Here is a 21,600-nt window from a genome sequence, read left to right as displayed (position 1 = left end):
CTATAACTCTATGACCCTACGAACTCTATAACGCTTATCTTATTTCACTAGTCCAATCTTGCCTGTTTTCTTACCTCCGGCAGTATCTTCTATCTGGTAAATATATACTGCTCTGGCTACTTTGTCACCATCGGCGTTCTTGCCGTCCCACTCGAGCCAGCCAAGATTACCAAAGTCGAGCTCTTTGAGTTCCCTGATTAATTCACCATCAACACTATATAATTTCATAACGCTGTTTGTTGGCAGGTTTATTACTTTTAACTTACCTTGCGCTGCTGTATCAGGATTATATGGGTTAGGATATATTTTAATGTCGTTTAAATCAGTAGAAACATAACTACCCAATATACGATATGTTGAGAAATGTCTGACTGTTGCGGTTACTGTATTGTTTACTTTGTCTACTGTCTGGACTCCTGTCACCAAATCCCAATCTGTACCGGTCCAATAGTAGATTCTAAGTCCAGCTTCGTTCAATGTTCCTACATCTGATGCTGTATATGGTATTGTTATGTTTACTGCTCTTGTAAATACCTGATTTTCCAATACCGGTGCACTTTCACCAAATGTCAGCTCACCAAAATCATAACATATCGGATTAACTGTGTTAACATATTTTGTTGTGTTGTTTGCTGCAGGAGGTATACTTGTCCTTATTGCTGCAAGATATTTGTTTGCAGATAAGACTCCTGTCGGTATTATTATCTTTAACCCGTTGGCTCCCCGTATTGTTCCGCCCTGGTAACCTACTAACTTTGCTGTATACATATCATTGAAATTTACAACTACCGGCGCTGTTACGTCACCTGTTAACTCCACTGTAGTTATATCACTACGGAATGGGATTGAAACATCCTTCTCGCCTGAATCTGATACAGTTAGTGTTGAATCTGTTGTATCCAGAATACTATTATTACTGTTCTTAGTCGTAAGGGTTAATGTACTTGTGTAATCGGTTGCTAAACTACCTTCATCTAAATTATATACCTGTAATTTGAACTTCAGGCTTGCAGGTGTTGTCACCTCATCATAGTAATATGTATATATCCTGTATTTTATGTTACATGTTTTAAAACTGTTTTGTGTTGATATTGTAAGGTTACCAGATGTATCTTTACTTAAAACCTTATAATAATAGGTTTTACCTTTCAGTAACGCGTTTAGTGAGACACTATGTAATTTTGTTGCGGTTGTATCTAATGTGGTTGTACTGCCAAGCACTGATGTTAGTCCATACGCTACTTGCGAATCTGAGTCCTCATCGGTATTCCATGTTATAATGGCACTGTTTTGTGTTACACCTGCAGATATATTGCTTATCACTGGCGGAGTAGTGTCATTTGCAGTTGTTGTAAAACTATAATCAGCGGTCGTTGTCGGGTTACCATTCATATCTACGGACACCATCCTGTAATGATAGACTGTGTTCTCAGTAAGATTACTTAGTGTAACACTATGCGAATATACTCCACCAGTATCTGTTACCGGTGTTGCGCTGCCATAACTTGTAGTTAAACCATACTCTACCTTACTGTTTGCCGGCTCATTTGTTGTCCAGGTTATAACTATTCCACTGCCACTTATGTTACCCGGTGTCGGCGCACTCACTACCGGTGGCGTTGTGTCAGCAGTTAATCTTATTATCTTTATATAATTGAAATTACCGTTGCTACTTCCTGCTCCTGTATCCAGGACTAATTTCATTATCTGGTTACCTGCAGTAAGTGCGGTATTGGATGAGACTTCTACATCTTGCCATGTCTGCCAACCGCCGGTATTGGGTATAGCTACTGATGGTGTTGTCTCATACGGGACTAAATTGTGGTTTCCAAATTCAAGATGTACGGGACTTGCTGTTCCTTGCATGGCTCCTCTAATTATTATTTTGTACTCAGCAGTTTCATTAATATTTACACTGTATTCTAACCACTCGGTTGGTACTGCAAATCCTATATTGTAGCCGCCACCGGTATCAATACAAGTCTCCACATCCACATCCTCATTTGTTCTGTATGCGTTACCACTATTGCCTGGTGTCGTATCATGGTATGCTACAGCCTCACCACCCGTGTCATAGTTTTCTGCCTCTATTGTTGTTGTACCTGTTCCTATCAGCCATGGGTTACCATTATTACCAAATGACATCTGACCTGTTACTGTTATTGCAAAATTAGTATTTGAACTGTCAGTTGTTCCTCCGATTATTTCTACAATTCTTATTAAGCAACTACTACTTGCACTGTTTGGCAGAGTTACGACTTCACTGCCGTCATCCGCTATGTTTGTAGCAAGTGTACTCCAGTTCGTTCCACCATCTACGGATATTTGTATCGTTACATTCCCTGTTATTCCTACACTTGTCCATGTTACTGTTTGTTGACTGCCGGCTATTAAATTTTCACCGCCATTCGGGTAGGTTATTGTTATACTCTTTGTAGGTGTTGTCACAGGTGTCCCATATACTTCAAACTCCCATAACGAATATCCGTAAATTGTTCCTCGAGCCGTTCCATACATCCTGATATACCTGCCACTACCGTTAAGACCACTGAGAGTTTCTACTCCACCGGTCCCTCCTGTCTTTGTATATATTGTTGTCCAGTTTATATTGTTACTTGATACTTGGAGCTGGTAATCCTTTCCATATGCGTCTTCCCATCTTAATATGACTTGATTTATATTATATGTCTCAACTAAATCTATTTTTATCCACTGCGGGTCTCCTACATCTGACGCCCACCGGGTTGCTTGATTACCATCTATTGCGGCTGATTCGTCTCTGCCTGCCGTACCTTCCAGTGATGATGCTGTTGCTGTTTTTCCTATTGCGAGGTTACCTTGATTATTTGTCTGTCCATTTACTATATTGGATATTCCTGACCAGTTAGGTATTTCATCACCTACTTTCATACCAAAATAATAGGTTATTCCTGCACTTAAGCCCTGGACAGTATAACTCTGATTACTTCCGGCAACCGATGGTGTTGGTTCTCCACTACATTGTATTGCTGTTGCCCAGTTGCTATCTGTTATATTCACATTTGAATACCGTATATCATACACACTCGCTGTACCAATATTTCCATCATCACCTACTGATGTCCAACTCAACACTATACTGTTGCTGGTTGCAACTCCTGTCACTAATGTGTTTATTGATGAGGGTGCTGTCGTGTCAGGTGCATTTGTTGCTTTGCTTACTACATTGGATATTCCTGACCAGTTTGGTACTTCATCTCTTACTTTCATCGCAAAATAATAGGTTATTCCTGCACTTAAACCCTGGACGGTATAACTCTGATTACTTCCGGCTACTAATGGAGTTGGTTCGCCACTGCATTGTGTAGTTGTTGACCAATTACTATCAGTTATATTTACATTTGAATACCGGATATCATATGCGTTTGCTGTGCCTGAATTTCCATCATCACCTACTGATGTCCAACCCAGAACTATACTGTTGCTGGTTGCATTTCCTGCCGCTAATGTGTTTATTGTAGCAGGTGAGGTTGTGTCGGGAGCAGGAGCAATTCCATATATCTCAAACTCATTTAAGGAGTATCCATTGGTTGTCCCTCTTGATGTCCCGTACATACGGACATATCTACCATTTCCACTTAATATTATATTTTCAGTTCCACCTGTACCATTATTTATTTTTATATATATGTTTTGCCAATTTATATTATTAGTAGATACTTGTATCCGATAACCTTTACCATAATTTGTTCCCCACTTCAATATAGCTCCTGTAAGATTGTATTCTCCACCTAAATCTACACAAAGCCATTGCGGGTCACTACTCGATGATGTCCAGTTAGAACCTAAATTACCATCTACTGCTTTACCAGTGTCAGCAACATTAGAAGAAGCTGTTGCTGTTTTATTTAATGCTAAATTTAATCCTGTAGGTATGTTCACGGTTATCTGTTTTGCGCCACCCATATAATCAGCCGACACAGCGTGAACTGTTATTATATGATTGCCCGGCGAATAACCAGCAGTATCCCAGGAATATGTTGAAAGTGAAGATATCTTAACTAACTTGTTGTCTACAAAATAACGATAAGAAGTAACAGGACTATTTGTCGTAGTATTTACATTACCGGTAACATTAATTGTGACGGTCCCACTGACTGTTGCTCCGTTTGCCGGGGTATTTATTAAAGCAGTCGGAGATAACTTGTAGAAGTTCTTATCCATTAACGCGTCAAACTGTGCTCTATATGGATTTCCACAAGGGCAAATGGTATTACTAATCCAAAAAAGTGATATTCCATTGCTTGCTATTTGAGGAGATTTGCTTCGCAAGTATTGTAGTCTTGCATCGACTTGCACCGTTGTACCGAACGTGTTAACATTATTGAACCAACATCCTGCATCTAAACCTATAACAGTTTTTCCCTCAACTCCGTAAAGTGTCGCTGCATAAACATACGTGTCTATTGTTGTTTCATAATTATGAACAACGTTAACATATGAGTTTGCCGAAGTGGCACCATTAATATATAGCTCCGGCGAAAATATATCTATAACATCCATTCCTGCGACAGCAAGTGGAGATAAATTAAACGTAGTCCATGCTTGTACAAAAAGATTGGGATATTCTTGTTTTAATTTTCTGAGTGATCTAAATGCCCATAAATTGAGGTATCCATACTCATACCGTACAGGATCATTTTGCTGATAGTAGTAACCACTTCCCAGCTCATCGATTGAGAAATTAAAACCTTTATCTGCCTGGGTTTTATATTCATTGTAAACTGCATCCTCACTAATATTAGACAGAAGCACTTCTGCCATTGCAATTTTCCCTTGATTTATCATTTCATTATATCTTGATTCGCTGGGTGTCTGATTACAGTCCACCGCAGTTACATGAGGTTGTTGCGTATTAACTTCCGGCGAACCTTCCCTGAACCAAAATATAAAATATGGTGAGCTTATCGGTGCAAGATTTGGACTTGGATATGTACCACCTTCGTAAAAAATCGAGTTGAGTTTGGTCGCAGCTGCTGCATCTATAGTACTGCTAACAGTCATTACCAAAATGATAAAAAAAATAAAAAAATATAGATTGAAATATTTTTTTTGTTTGATTAGTGCCATTTCTATTAACGATAAAAAATATTTAATGGGTTTACCCATGGATACCTTCTTTAAAATTGTGTAATGTCCCGATAGAACTGGGATAAATTCCATGTGTTATGTGTAAATATATGGAAATTTGTTGTATCTTAACTTGATGTATAGGAATTATAATGTTATCACGCCGAGGGCGTGAAACTACAATTTAATTACTATGTTTGTAGTTGTCGCCAGACTCTTGGCAAGCCTAACTTGTAGTTTCTGTTTTCTATCTTACTTTACTACATATGTAACACACTTTTACTGTTTTGTCAAGCAATTTATATTTTATAAAAAACATAATCATTAAATCGTATTCATATTTATTGTCTGAAACTCAACGACTATAGAAATTGGGCATTAGGTTGATATTTTATAAAATTAAAACTAAATTATTTTTTATTTGAAAGTTTCAAAATAGCTTCGGCTAACATCTTTCTTGCTTGAAACATATCCGAAGGATTAACAGACCATTCTGTTATACTTTTAAATACCAAAGCTGAACTTTTATCAATCGCATTTTGTCCTTCGGTAGCCAACTGAGTATTTCCCTGTTTTTTATGTTTCTCTATTAACTTGCCTAACATACACAGGTAGCAATAATCTTCTCTGCCATCCCGCAATATATGTTCCTTGATTGTACTTAACAAAGGTCTGGTCTTATCCATATCCGGGTTAGGATATACATATGAACTTCCATCGGTAACTTCTTCCCTGCTTTTCCAAATCTTACTAATTCCTTGAGGAGTAACCTGCTCATAATTGGTACGCCAGGGACTATCTGTGCCTTGTCTGCAGACAAGGTCATAATTATAAGCGCCGAACAACTCAATACAGTATTTAAAAGCAAGCCAGTTTATTGTCCGTTGTTCTATTAAAGTCAAATCATTACTTTTAGTTGGAGCAAGTATAGGACTGCCCCAATACCAGCCTATCCTATCTCCTGCTTTCTTCCGTTCTTTTATAAATTCATCCGTAGGCCCTCCATCAAAATTACGAAGGTTAGGTGACCATATACCAGCATAACCTATCATCTGGTCAAGTGCACGTTCTGCTCTACCGGTAAAATCACATTCAAAATTAGTAAATCCGGCATCTTTTACTTCTTGTTGTGACTTCTGCCACTTCTCAAGAATACCTTCCTGGGTAAAATCAGGTTCGTCCCAGGTCATCAATATAAAATTATCCAACCAGCCTTTCTCTTTCAAATGATTATATAATCTTTTAAGTATCGCCTGTCGTTCCGGTCCCATACGGTCATCATTGTTCTTAATACGAAGCGGTCCTACAGGATAAAAATAACGCTGGTCTATAAAAATCAAAAATTTGTCCATACCAAGTTTCATAAGTTCTTCTATCTGTTTATCATAATTTTCATAACTACCTTCACTTGGCGGAGACCAGTCCAGATAAGTATTCCCTCGATGAAGTTTTACCATATGTTTAGCACTGTATTTGGCATATTCATATTCACTCAGACCGGTACATTTAGCTCCTGCCTTTAAATCCGATGAAAAAAGAAAAGATAGCGGACATTTCTCGATTAACACAAAATCCCAGACTGTTAAACTGATTTTTAAATCTTCGCGTTTCCCATTCTGCGGTATAACAGATATTGTGCCGGTATAAGTTCCTGCTATTGTATCTTTGGGAATATAAAAACTGAGCCAAACTACAAAATTCTGTCCTGGGTGTGCATCAAATACTGTATCAGGTCTAAAAGCGGTCGGCTGATATGCTGCAACATCTTCAAGAGTAAGTTTTCGCGGAGGCAAATACTGTTGAATCAGACTATTATTCAAATCCTCTGTAAGATTTCTTCCTTTTGCCCATGCGACCGGATAATATTCAAAGTTGGTCGGACTTATCTTTATTACCTTTCCTTGAGTATCTTTACCTGTTAAATCACTAAATTGTATCTTTATATTTTTTAAGTCGTTTTTCCCTTTGGGAATTATTATAATCTGACCACTCTCATATTCGTCTTTAGCGGAATATATTGCTAATGCTTTGTCTTTCCCTTGATACGTCTTATCCCTTAGCACTTTAGTTAAAGAATTTTCTAAAAATGTTTCGTATAACTCAGCACCTATACAAATACCACTTAAAAAAATGATACTAAAAATAGCAACTAATACTAAACTAATTCTTCTAAAACATAACATGTCTTACCTCCCGTTAATTGAACAACGTTCTTATGTTCTTAGGCTTGTCAAGGGCAAGCGACTACTGGACTAAGGACTTCGCCCACCACTAAACCTTCGGCGGGCAGGGACATTGGACTATTTATTTAACATTACATTTACCTGACTCACACCGGCAAGATAATCGTCTGCTACTGCGTGAACTGTTATTATATGTTTGCCTTTTGAATAGCCGGTAGTGTTCCATAAGTACTCAGGACTTGATGATATTTTAACAAGTTTGGTATCTATGAAATAACGGTAAGAGACAACAGGGTTGCCTGTCTCAGGATTTTTGGTAGCGATTACCGCTATTTTGACTGTTCCGCTTAATTTTGCATTTTTAGTCGGTGCAGTTATAGAAACGGACGGTGATATTTTGAAAAAATTATCATCCATCACCTTGTCATATACTGTTCTTTCAGCAGTGGTTAAATTGTAGAGTTTAAATATTCCTAATCCGAGACCTGCCATCTGGGGTGATTCTGCACGTAAGTATTTTATCCATAAGTCAACATCCGGTGCATTGCCGTTGTAGTCATCTCCACCACCCAGGATACCTATGGTTTTACCTTCAAGCCCGTAGTATTTTATCCAGTCAGTCCATTTCTTGATATATGTTCTGTAATCCTTGAATCCAGGATAGATATATATCTCCAATTCATAAAGATTTAATATATCGGCTCCACTTGCTATTATTTCATCCATACCATCACCATATAAAGCAGCATCCATGAACAAATTAGGATATTGTTGTTTCACATGTCTAAGTGCGTTTATAGATTTTTTTGCTCGCATATCCGAGTCCCATGCAGAATATTCGTCTATTTCTATACCATAATATCCTTCCTGTGCAATCTTTAAGTAGTTGTTATACATCTTTTCTTCAGTGTCAAGATACCACTGATTATATTTTTGTGATGCATCATCTCTGCAAGCGTAACTAAATGGTATCGGGAGTTTCCCTTTCGCTATCATTTCATCGTGTTGTGATTTAGTCGCCCACTTGTAACCAAAATAATTTACTGTTTCATGAGGTTGCTCACCAGGACCGTCTCGCCATGAAATGAGATATGGCGGGTTTATGGGTGCAAGATTGGGATTTGGGAATATTGAGCCTTCATAGAAAAGCATCTTTTCATTTGGCACTGTTACAGAAAGAGAAGTTGTTGCACATGGCGAATTTGATAATGGAGACCAGTTCGGAACTTCGTCTGCTGTCTTAATTGCAAAATAATATTTTGTGTTAGGTCTTAAATGCTGCACTGTGTAGGTTTGTTTACTGCCGGATATCTGTGGTGTCGGCTCACCAACGCATTGAGTTGCACTACTCCAGTTGCTATTATCTATTTTCATTGTTGCATACCGGATATCATACACGCTTGCTGTTCCACTATTCCCATCATTGCCGGGTGATGTCCAACTTAACAATACTGAATTACCTGTTACATTGCCGATCACCAAGCTGGCTATTGCTGATGGTGCTACTGTATCAGTTTTTCCTAGATTACCTTCACGTATAATGTTGATGTAATTAAAATTACCAGTAGCTCCTGGATAACCATTGGTATCCATTGCCAGCTTCATTATATGTTTTCCGGCAATTAAATTAACTCCTGTTTTCCTTACTGTTTGATAAATCTGCCATCCACCGGTGTCAGGTACTGTCATTGGTCCTGTCTTATCTAAATCATCAAACTCTATATGAAAGGTTCCTCCATTACCACCACATGCTACTCGCACTTCTATCATATATATTCCTGTATTAGAAATATTTGTTGTATATTTTAACCATTCTCCTGCAACTGCCCAGCCGACGTTATAACCGCCATCTGCATCAGTACAAGGTTCAACATCTACATCTTCTGTTGTACGGTAAGTACTTCCTCCTTCACTAGCTGCATTACCGGTTGTTGTATCGTGATATGATGTTTCTTCCCCTCCAGTATCATAATCTTCAGCTTCTATCTTACCCGGTATCTGAAATGGGACTCCTTTATATGGAACAGCTACGCCCTTAGGTTTTGTAGTTTCATTAGGGCTATTTGATACTTTTGACCAGTTAGGAACTTCATCTGCTGTTTTTATTGCAAAGTAATATTTTGTTGAAGGTGAAAGACCAGGGATTGTAAATTTCTCTTGTTTAAATATCTCTTGTGCTGCAGGTGCTTCTTTAACTTTAGTAGCAGAATCCCAGTTAGCATCTGTTATAGGTGTCAATGAGTATCTTATGTCATATGGTATATATCTTGCAGCCGGACGATATGGTAATTGTGATTGCGGGATTAGGTTTTCGTGATTAATATCCTGTGGTAGATATCTTGCAGCCTTACCTTTACTATTATCATCGTTGCCGGGAGCGGTCCAAGTAAGCATAATTGATTTTGGTGTCGGGTTGCTTGCTGTAAGGTCTGTTATTTTACCGGGTGGTGTGGTGTCTGTGATAGCAGGTGTTGTGGTACCCGGTGATTTAGATAATGGTGACCAGTTAGGAACTTTGTCACATGCTTTTATTGCAAAGTAGTATTTAGTTGAAGGTGAAAGCCCAAAGACAATGAAAGATTCTGCAGAACCTGCAGGATTTGGAGTTAAATCACATTTAACCTTAGTAGCTGAATTCCATCCAGCTTCTGTTGTTATCGGAGAGAGTGAATATCTGATATCATATTTTGTTGCTGTGCCTGTGTTTCCATCATCACCAACAGACCGCCATACTAGTGTGATGGTTTTTGGTGTTGGAAATGCTGTAAGAAAATACGTTATTTTGGCAGGCGGTGTGGTGTCAGAAACACCTGACAAAAAACTAATGCTCGTAAAAATAACTAATGCAAATATACCACAAACTTTTATCAACTTCTGTCTGAACATTTAACCTCCAATAAAACAGTGCGATAACGAAATAGTGCAATAACGAAATAGTGCGATGGCGCGATAGTGCGATAGTGTGATGTTTTTTTATTCTGTTCTTAAGTCCATGTGTTCTTTAACTTAGTGTACAGGAATTTCAATGTTTAGCAGAGCTGACGCTCTGCGGCTACAACATCAGTTGTTTTGTTGTTATTGCGAGGAGTCCCGAAGAAAGTCGGGATAAACTTCGAGACGAAGTAATCTCAATTAAGTATTGAGATTGCCACACCCCCTACGGGGTTCGCAATGACACCTGAAAGAGAATTCATTCTGCTCTTATCTTAATCTTTCTTTTCTAATTGTCAATAATAGTAAGGTTGTTCAAGTAGGTTTTTAATTAATTCTCAACTACTTCAAAATAGAAAATGCCGAAGTTCATTCGGCATTTTCTACTATCTTTAAGATGGTTCCTCCACTAATGTTATGGCAGACAAGAGTCAAACAGTAACTTCAGCAGAGCAAGCTCTGCAACTACGACTATGACTTTGGACTATTTGACTATCTTATAAGTCCTATCTTGCCTGTCTTCTTGTTGCCGGCAGCGTCTTCGATGTGATAGATATATACTGCTCTGGCTACTTTGTCACCATCGCCATTCTTGCCATCCCACTCGAGCCAACCAAGATTACCAAAGTCGAGCTCTTTGAGTTCCCTGATTAATTCACCATCCACACTATACAACTTCATAACGCTATTCATTGGTAAATTTATAATTTTTAGCTTACCAAGAACTGCTGTGTCAGGATTATAAGGATTAGGATAAACTTTAACATTACTCATGTCGGCAGATACATAACTACCTAATATCCGGTATGTTGAGAAATGTTTGACTGTTGCAGTTATTGTGTTGTTTGATTTGTCTACTGTCTGGACTCCTGATACTAATTCCCAATCTGTTCCTGTCCAGTAGTAGATTCTAAGTCCATCCTCGTTTAATGTCCCTATGTCCGCTGCTGTATATGGTATTGTTATGTTCACTGCCCTTGTGAATGTCTGGTTTTCCAATACAGGTGCATTATTGTTGAATGTTAACTCGCCGAAATCGTAACATATCGGATTTAGTGTATTAACATATTTCATTGTGTTCTTTACTTCCGGTGCAGCACTCGTCTTTATTGATGCAAGATATTTGTTCGCAGACAAGACTCCTGTAGGTATAAGTATCTTTAACCCGTTGGCGCCACGTATTGAACCACCCTGGTAGCCAACTAATTTTGCTATATACATATCATTAAAGCCTATCACTACCGGCGCTGTCGTATCACCGCTTAACTCTACTGTATTTATATCACTACGGAACGGGATAGCAACTTCCTTCTCACCTGCATCTGCAGTAACTAATGTTGAATCTGTTGTATCCAGTTCAGTGCCTTTGCTGTTCTTCGTTGTAAGTGTTAAAGTGCCGGTATAGTCAGTTGCAATACTGTTCTCATCTACATTATATACCTGTACCTTGAACTTCAAACTCACAGCCGGTGTTGCACCTACTTTAGTTGTCGTTGTCCCATCATCATAGTAATAGGTATATATCTTGTGTTTCAGGTTGTATGTCTTGAAACTATATTGTGATGATGTAGCAAGATTGCCGGTTGCATCTTTGCTATAAACCTTGTAATAATAAGTTTTCCCTTTCTGTAATCCGCTAAGTGAAACACTATGTAACCTGGTTGATGTCGCATCTAAGGTAGTTGCGGTACCCATCAATGTCGTAGTTCCATATCCTACCTGAGAATCGGAGTTCTCATCGGTATTCCATTTTATTACTGCACTATTTTGTGTTACTCCTGCGGATACATTACTTATTACCGGTGCTGTAGTATCATATGCTGTCGTTGTAAAACTGTAATCTCCGGTCATTGTCGTGTTACCGTTCATATCTACGGACACCATCCTGTAATGATAGGCTGTCTTCTCAGTAAGACCACTTAGTGTAACACTGTGTGTATATACACCAGTGGTATCTGTTATAACGGTAGCGCTACCATAACTTGTAGTTAATCCATACTCTATCTTACTGTTTGCCGGCTCATTGGTAGTCCATGTTATTACCAATCCACTGCCGGTAATATTTGCCGATACTACTGCACTTACTACAGGTGGTGTGGTATCAGGAGTTTGTCTTATTAATTTGATGTAATCAAAATTACCGTTATTAGATGCACTACCGGTTTCCATTACTAACTTCATTATCTGGTTGCCGGCGGCAAGTGTTACAGAATTTGCAACTGTTATATCCGTAAAGGTCGTCCATCCGCCTGTATTAGGTATGCTTACTGATGGTGTTACAATGTTTGTTGCATTATGCGGACCAAATTCAACATGGAACGGACTTGCAGTTGTACCTCCATTGCCTGCGCTTACTATTATTTTGTAGTCGCCATCTTGATTTACATTTACACTGTATTCTAACCATTCGCCGGGAACTACATACCCGATATCGTAGCCGTTACTTGCACCGGTGACTGCCTCTATATCTACACCATCGGTTGTCCTGTATGCTCCACCCCTGTTAGTGGCATCCATATCATGATACGCCTCGCCTTCAGCAATACCGCTTGTTACAGTGTCGAAATTTTCTACCTCTATCGTTGTCGTACCTGTTATTATCTGCCACGGGTTACCATTATTGCCATATGACTGTTGCGGTGAAGCAATTGTTACTGTATATGCTACACTATTCACTGAACTGTCGGTCATAGCAGCTTTGAACGCACGGGCTCTGACCGTTGCACTCGCAGTTAATGTAAACGGTGCGGAATATAGCGTTGACGATGATGTCGGGTCTGTACCGTTTGTCGTATATCTTATCTCTGCTCCACTGGTTGCACAGCCTAACGTTACTGTAACAGAATTTGAATATGTTCCTGCGCTCGGGCTAATTGTCGGTGTTTCTACTGTATTAATTGTCTCTGCACTTGTTCTTATTAACTTGATGTAATTAAAATTACTGCAATATGTCGCAGCGCTGGAATCCAGTTCTAATCTCATTATCTGGTTACCCGCATTAAGTGTTACATCAGTTGCGACTTCTGTATCTACCCATACCTGCCAGCCGCCTGTTCCAGGTAAGCTTACTGACGGTGTTACAAGATATGTTGCACTGTTCTGAATGAATGAAAGATGTACCATATCATCAACTGTAGTGCCACGGGCGGTTCTTAATACTATTTTATATTTGCCGCTCTGATTAACATTCACGCTGTATTCTAACCATTCACCTACGATTGTGTATCCTATATCATATCCCACACCTATGTCAGTGCATGCCTCTACGTCCACTCCCTCTGTTGGTCTGTATGTGTTCGATGCGTCTTCCTGACCAGGTGTTGTATCATGATATGCTACACCTTCACCGGAACCACTTGTTACCATATCGTAATCTTCTACTTGTATCGTTGTTGACCCTGTTCCTACCAACCATGCTACTCCTGCGGGATATGCCTGCTGAGTTGAAGTATTTGTTATGATATATGCCACACTATTTATTGAACTGTCGGTCATAGCAGTTTTGAACGCACAGGCTTTTACTGTAGCATTCGCAGTTAATGTAAACGGTGCGGAATATAACGTTGATGATGATGTCGGGTCTGTCCCGTTTGTTGTATATCTTATTTCTGCCCCGCCGGTTGCACACGTAAGTGTTACACTAACAGAACCTGAATATGTCCCTGCTGCCGGACTTATTGTCGGTGTCGCTACTGTATTAGGTGTCTCTGCACTTACCAGTACTAACTGGATATAATTAATATCACCATTGCCAACTGCTGAACTATTGTCCATAACCAACTTCATTATCTGGTTACCTGCGTTAAGTGTTACTCCGGCTGAAAGTGTTACATCTGTAAATGTTTCATAACTACCTGTCGGCGGTGTGCCTACTGAAGGTGTCGTTTGAACATAAGTTGCGTTATTTTGGACGAATTCAATGTGCATTGGACCACCGTCGCTTGTCTCTCCATTGGCGCCCCTAAGTATTATTTTGTAATTACCGGCTTGATTTACATTTATACTGTATTCTAACCACTCGCCGGGTACTGTCCAACCTACCTGGTAGCCACCACCTGCATCTGAAGTAATTGCTCTCACATCTACGCCTTCAGCTGTTCTGTATCCGCCACCCTTGTTGCTGGTTGTTGTATCATGGTATGCTTCGCCTTCGGCAACACCATTTGTTACCATATCGTAATCTTCTGACTGTATTGTTGTTGTCCCTGTTCCGACTAACCATGCTACGCCTGCGGGATATGCCTGCTGTGTTGCCGGTGGTGTAACACCTGTTATTGTCACTACTTGTGCTGCCGACATTGCAGTAGCATTGGGAGTACCATTATCGGTTGCTTTTGCTTGTATACTGTAATCCCCCGGGTTGTTAACAGTCCATGCAAACTCATATGGTGAACTAGTGTCTGTTCCAATCCAGTTACTATTACTATAAAAATCTACTTGCTTTATACCGTCAGTGTCAGATGCGTTTACTTTTATTGTTAATGTAGCAGGTGCTATATTACCATTTGTAACATCAATTGCACTTATGTTTACTGTCGGTGGTGTATTAACGGGTGTGCCAGTGCCAACAGCATCATTACGCCACATATGTAGATATTGAGGAGCATCAAAAGTTGGGCTTACTATGTCCAAATCGCCATCGCCATCCAAATCAAGCATTTTTGCTCCGTTGGTCTCGTAACCACTAGCCACTAAATGTGATGTAAGAGTGCCTTGTCCGTTATTCTCATAAATCCAAAGTCTCTTGTTTGTCTTCATCTCGCCTACCATAACATCAATGTCGCCGTCTTTGTCTACATCTGCAACATCCAAACTGTTAAGTGCGCTACCCATAGCTATCGTATGACATATCCAATTATTAGCAGTTGGATTAGCCGGACATTCATACCAGTATGAAGGTGAATTGGGACCGGTACTCAAATAGTCCTCCGCACTTATTACCAAATCTAATCTACCATCGCCATTTATATCTGCTAAACGCGCACAGTTCGGAAAACCCGACGCTGGTCCTACGTTAATTGTTCCTATTACATATTTAGTCCAGTTTGCCTGTCCGGCAACACCGGGATTTTTCCACCATGCCACCTGATATGGTGTACTGCGGTCCGCTGCGGCTATATCTAAATTTCCATCTTTATCTATGTCACCAACTCCTATCATTTCATCGCTACCTGCGCTTGTAACAAGTGTTCTTGGCCAGTTCCCTGCTTCCGGGTTTGTAGTAGGAATTTGGAAATAATAGGTCTCACTACCAGTAGAGCCACCTGTAATTACTATCTCGGGTTTACCGCCTGGTATTATTTGTGCGAGTGCTGCTCCCTGACCTAATCCATGTACTGTAGCCGGTACCTGACCTATTGTTGCCCGCACCACCCATGAAGAGCCATCAGGTGAAGTAGCTTCTAACCAATATACATCCGGAAGCATTTCTGCTATAACATCAGCATATGCATCGCTATCTACATCCACTGCAAGGATACCGTCACAGTTAACGGGAAAGGTAGTCCTATTCCATGTGCCTGTCATATCGCCACCGGGATTACGATAGAAATATTTACCTGATACTATATCCTTGTATCCATTATTATGACCAGTAAGGTCTGCTGCTGTTATACCAAAAAACGCAACAGTCCAGGGTGTAGTTCTATATACTTCACGACTATTATCTATTTGTTTGTATGTCCATTTATCAAGTGAAAACGCAGAAGCTAGATTCTCATAAACCGTAGAAGGACCATTAGTAAAACTACTAACATTTGCTATATCTATATCACCATCATTATTGAGGTCGCCTATTATTGCACAATAAGCACCTTTGGTAGCTTGTGTTATATTAGAACGAGTAAAAGTTCCATCCGGACTTTGTAAATAAACCCAAAGTCCTTTATCAGCATTATCTCCAAAATTATTAAGACCAATACCGCCACAGAGTACATCCAATTTACCGTTCTTATCAAAGTCCGCTACTTCTAATGTGTGCGCATTCTGAATATTTGCCTCTAAGACATGTTCAGTCCATGCACTTACTCCACCAGTCGGATTATTAGAAGTATAATATGCTACCGGAAGAGTTTTTGTAGGCGCTTCTGCAGGACTTACTAGTATCTCATTTTTACCATCATCGTTTAAATCTGCAATCTTTACTCTGCAGCCGCCTTGTGCCCAACTAGGGAAACCTGACTGTTCCGGACTTGTGGGTAACCATTTAGACGCAAAATCGTAGGCAGTATATGTTCCTGTTCTTTGACCGGTCGCTGGTGTCTTATACCATCTGCCGCCAATTGCTATATCCGGATAGCCATCACCATCTATATCACCTACATCCATACCTTCATCTATAACTGTATTAAAACTTTTCTTAACCCAAGAATTTAAAGTATCCTGAAAATATATGCATATGTTTGCACTTAGACTACTGCTATATGGGTCAGTTCTAATCACTACATCTAATTTACCATCCCTGTCTATGTCTGCTATTACTATGTTCTTTATGTAATACGTATTTGCTGCTGTATCCAAATTATGCCGTGTCCATACTCCGCCACCCATGTTCTCCCATAACTCTACCATACAATTATTGTTATCTCCATAAGTAGCAGATATTCCGCCTATTACATCCAATTTACCATCTTTGTTCATGTCCGCTAATCTTATGTCATCACTTCGCCAATAGGTATAGTCAGGATAACCTGAAAATGATATAAGTGTTTTTTCTGTTGCATCAGGATAATCGAAATAAACAAGTCCGTGACTGCCGAGACTATATGATGCCCAATCGTTTGCCACTACCTCGCTTTTACCATCGCCATCTATATCTCCAATTGCCCGCCCATAAAGATATCCGGCAGCATTAAGAGTTACTTCTTTAAACGACAGAGTTAGTGACGGTGGCGGCGGTGTTATACTACCATCTTTCTTTTCTGCTGTTCGCTGTACAATACCCAAATCTCGCCACGCTGATTCTATTGTCTTTGATGTCGTTGCATAATCTCTGCTGTCTGCAAGTCCTATTGTGAAGTATGCAGGACATGCAGTTAGCCAATTTGCTGTAGATGAAGGGTCTGCTGTTGTTCCTCTGCCAAAACCAAATACTGTCATACTACCACCACTATCTGTCATAGCATGATGGCTATCAGTTAAAGAATCATCAGTATTATTAACTAAAAATAAACTCCTGTTTATTGTTCCATCTGCAAAATATATCCATTCAGGAGATGGTATGTCCGCACCAAAAGCCGTCGAACCGCTTTGTTGACTTGTATCACTTGACCTATAGTAATAATCACTACCCGCTACAAATGACCCACCAGGAGTGCCTTCATATAAAAACCAATAACTTTTTGCAGGGTCCCTTTTCAATAATGTCATCTTTGCATAAGTAGGATAGAAATCCCATGTCCATTCCCAGTTGTTATCTGTTGTTATTGAATGAATAGTAGTTTTTAAAGGACCCTGACTTACTATTGTTGAATTGGCGCCAAGAACAGTTGTCGGGTCATATGCATCTGCTGTATATCCGGGATGACCACATACACCCAGATTTGGTATTCCGCGGAATGAACCTCCTGAACTGTTATGAGGTGTTTGCTTGTATGATATCCAGTCATTGTTTTGTTTGTCTATTATACTGGCAAAACCACCACCTATTTTATGATACATATAAGTCGCATTCGCTGTATCTAATTTATAACTCGATTGTCCTTCTACCATTACATTATCTGTCAGTGTTACCTGTGGGGTTACTGTGGGAGCTGTCATACTTGTCCCTGTGTTAAAATATACATGATAATATCTCGTTGCATTCGCTACTGTCGTATTATCCATAATAAACACAAGTGTGCCGGACGCGTTTGTTGTTGCATTATATGTGCTTGATTGGTTAAACTGGAACGGAACATTTGCATTAACTACTGTACCATCTCCAAGTACTTCTACTACACGGATAGAACCCGGGTCAAATGCTCCACTTCCTCCAAGACCGGTTACTAATGTTGTAAAATTAATATCTTTTTCTACGGGTTTATTGGTCCTTGTATATGCTCCTGCCTGAATATCCAACCCTACTCTATAATTCCAATTGGTATCCCACCAACCGCCTACTGTTGAACCTCCTGACACGGTGATACTTACAGGATTTGATGTCGTTATGTTTCCACTATTATCTGTTGCTTTTACTGTAAGTGTATAACTACCTCCCGGGACATTTGACCATGCATAACTATATGGACTTACTGTATCTTCACCTAACTTAGTAGTACCTTGATAAAATTCTACCTTGGTTATTGTTCCATCACTGTCAGTTGCTGTTGCATTGATTGTTATATTCGCCGGTGCTGAAAATGTTGCACTATTAGACGGACTTGTTATACTCGCCGTAGGCATGCCGACAGTATTATATTTCACTAATAATGCCGGTCCCGGCCAAGTTACCTCAAGCCAATGGTGTGCCGTATTGCACCTGATAAAAAATTCATTTGAGCCGGAATGCAAATAACTAAGATTTGTGATATCATAAGTATTAAAAGCGTTACCCCCATTCGCTAATGATATACCAATAGGAATACTTGCCGGTGTGCCTGTGCCCGGTGTACCGGCTAACACAGTACCATTAATTCCCAATTCACGTATAGTAGCATCATCTGCTGTATTGTTCCAACACTCTCCTGAACCGGCAAAAGTATGAATAATAAGTTTTGCAGCTGTTGCATTGGTCATTGTATCAATATTATAATGACAGTAGCTTGTAACTGGACCATAACTGGCGACACCAAAACCTTGTGGAACATCAATAGAAGAAATTAATTTTATGGAATAGTTCCTGGAAAAGTTAAGATTAACAGCATCTGTGATATAACACATACCATCGTTACCAACTATACGAGCTACTGCTTTCATTGGTTGGTCCTGGTCGGGTACCCAGCGGGTATCCCATGTTGCTGAATAAGAAGTACCGGAACCAGTACCTATATGTTTATCAAGTATTCCGTTCTTATATGTATGATGCCAGTTTTGAAAACGGCCATCACCTTCCCAGTTATAATCTTTATAGTTCCCGATATAGTCTACTTGCCTTATTCCACCTGTATATGCGGGCACATTGGCAGTGAAAGTTTGACTATCAGCTCCAGGAGTCACTGATATAGTTCCCGTAGGATGAAGTTTTGAACTATCATAATAGACACGTACTGTAACCGAATATACCCAGTAAAACGGAACGCCGTCAGGCTGAGTTTCAGCAGTAACTCCAATAGTATTATTTCCTGAAACTAACGTGGATATAGGAATAGCTGTTGGTGCTGCGGAATATTGAAATTTAAGATAATTAGAAGAAGCAGTAGGTGTACCGGTAAGTTGTGGCATATAATAAAATTGCGTTCCACCATTTACGTTGAACTTATGACCGGTTACCTTATTGTGTCCGCCCCAAAAAGTTACATATACTTCTGCTTTCGTTGCGTTGGCAATATCAACGCCGGTTAAAGTATACGGAACCGGAGCGTTTGATGGTGGGGTTGGATCACATTGTCCGCCATTAGATTTAAAAAACCAACTTGCTGTTACCGGATTTCCACAAACGCCAAGTTGTGCTATTTTAGTATAATCTCTGTAAATGTTGTCAGCCGTCCCTGGATAAAAATCAGCCCAGCTTCTTGTAACCATGCAACTAACAAATGTTACTGCTATTAACATCATACCCCATCTAATAATCTTACCCATATCTTTACCCCCTTTTACTTCAGTTCTTATGTTATTATGTTCTAATGTTCTCGTGTTCATATATTTTATAATCTTTTTTGACTTCGGACTTATTTTTGTTTTACATTCTATCATTAATCTTTCAATCTTTCAATTTTCTTGACATTTGACATCGAACATTGGACTTCGGACGCCTCTGTTTCTATTCCTTTGCCCCAAACCTTATCCCTAACGATATCCTGTGTGTGTCACCTAAGTCTTTTGTCGGGACAAACGCATAATCTATATTAAACGTAGAACTTTCACCATTTATCTTAAACCCGCCGCCTAACGTGTAGGTCTCTTCATCATATCCTATTTTATAACCTGCTCTGATTCCTATCATCTCAGCAATCATTAATTCCATTCCTATATTCTCTTTTATACCTGTATTGTCTAATCTATAATTAACATCTGCTGCTACCGTTAAATTGTTCTCGCCTTCAAATGCCGATAACTTCTTGCCTAGCCCGGCTTTTATATTGCTCGGCATACTGCTGCTGCCTACTTTTCCACCTATGTTTTGTATCGCTAAACCTAATTGTATTCCACCTTTAACAGGGACATACTCTACCCCTAAATCTAACCCAAATCCGGATGCATTGTTTGTGTCTATCTTCTGGTTTACCATCTTTAAACTACCACCTACATTGATTGTATCGTCAACCTGTTTGCCGTAACTTATCGCGCCACCAATGTCTTTAGCACCGAAAGTGCCTACACTGCCTACCGCATCATATGCACCGTTAACATCTTCTAATGTCTTGTCCATACTACCATAATTAAGGTACATTATTTGTAACCCTATTGTGGAGCTCTCGTTTACAGGATGTCCTATTGCCAGATATTCGTAATTTATTCCTTCATAAAGTGATAAATGCATAAATGATAGTTCGGTTGCACTTACTGAACCTAATCCTGCAGGATTCCAGTATACGCTATTGACATCTTCTGCTACTGCTACCTGTGCACCACCCATACCTTCCTGCTTGGCACCTATTCCTACTTTCAAGAATTGCATAGCTGTTGTGCCAGCACCGGCTTCTAATTTAGCTGTACATATAGTACCGACTATCATTACTGCCAGCATTACTGAACTTAACATCTTACGCATATTAACCCCCTTTACTACTGTTCTTATATTCTTTTGTTCTTGTGTTCTAATTTGATTACCCCGATTCTTATTTATAATGGAATATGTAATCGGGATTGTGTTCTCGTTCGGTGCAGTAGCTCCGAACTCCGAGCACTAAAAAAAAGAAGTTCAATAGATATTAGTTGGCTAATTTAGCGAATTAAGTTTATTCAACCTAATTCACTAATCAACTAATTTTCTAATTAACTTCTTTGATTTTCGGTAACCTTGCTGGCTTGATAGTTGGTCTTAGTAATTTCTCTATATTTCTACTTTATTTCAATTTATTACTAAGATCTTTCTTATTATTTGTCGCTTATCGGCAACCTGTTGGCTTTCACTATCTTAGCCCTTGGTTTTGCGAACTCATCCCGCTTTCGCAGGAGCAGCCTTTTCGGATTAGCACTCGCAGGTCGGAGCTACTGCACCGACCGAGAATGCAACCCCGCAGTTAGCGGGGTAAAACAACATATTTTACTTTTGTTTCCTCCTTCTGTTTATTCGTAA

At 39.5% G+C, this 21,600-nt stretch carries 5 protein-coding genes; all 5 read right to left on the bottom strand.

Annotated elements, in window-relative coordinates; translation table 11 throughout:
- Positions 1-39 precede the first annotated feature (39 nt).
- The 5 genes from PHE88_10465 to PHE88_10445 all read right to left on the bottom strand — a co-directional run bounded on the left by PHE88_10465 (position 40) and on the right by PHE88_10445 (position 21,072).
- Entirely contained in the window at positions 40-5,148 is a 5,109-nt protein-coding gene (locus PHE88_10465) for a discoidin domain-containing protein (GenBank protein MDD5688241.1), read from the bottom strand.
- Positions 5,149-5,519: 371 nt separating this feature from the next.
- The gene (locus tag PHE88_10460) at positions 5,520-7,292 is read right to left on the bottom strand and encodes a hypothetical protein (GenBank protein MDD5688240.1); all 1,773 of its coding nucleotides are present in this window, start codon (positions 7,290-7,292) and stop codon (positions 5,520-5,522) included.
- A 117-nt stretch (positions 7,293-7,409) separates the two neighbouring features.
- On the bottom strand, positions 7,410-10,178 hold the full coding sequence (locus PHE88_10455; GenBank protein MDD5688239.1) for a fibronectin type III domain-containing protein: 2,769 nt from the start codon (positions 10,176-10,178) through the stop codon (positions 7,410-7,412).
- 537 nt (positions 10,179-10,715) lie between these two features.
- Entirely contained in the window at positions 10,716-20,054 is a 9,339-nt protein-coding gene (locus PHE88_10450; GenBank protein MDD5688238.1) for an FG-GAP-like repeat-containing protein, read from the bottom strand.
- A gap of 67 nt (positions 20,055-20,121) precedes the next feature.
- On the bottom strand, positions 20,122-21,072 hold the full coding sequence (locus PHE88_10445; GenBank protein ID MDD5688237.1) for a PorV/PorQ family protein: 951 nt from the start codon (positions 21,070-21,072) through the stop codon (positions 20,122-20,124).
- Positions 21,073-21,600 lie beyond the last annotated feature (528 nt).

Source organism: Elusimicrobiota bacterium (assembly GCA_028718185.1).
Lineage (GTDB): Bacteria > Elusimicrobiota > UBA8919 > UBA8919 > UBA8919 > JAQUMH01.
The sequence above is the reverse complement of the archived record's forward strand: the minus strand, read 5'-3'. Positions and strand labels throughout refer to the sequence as shown.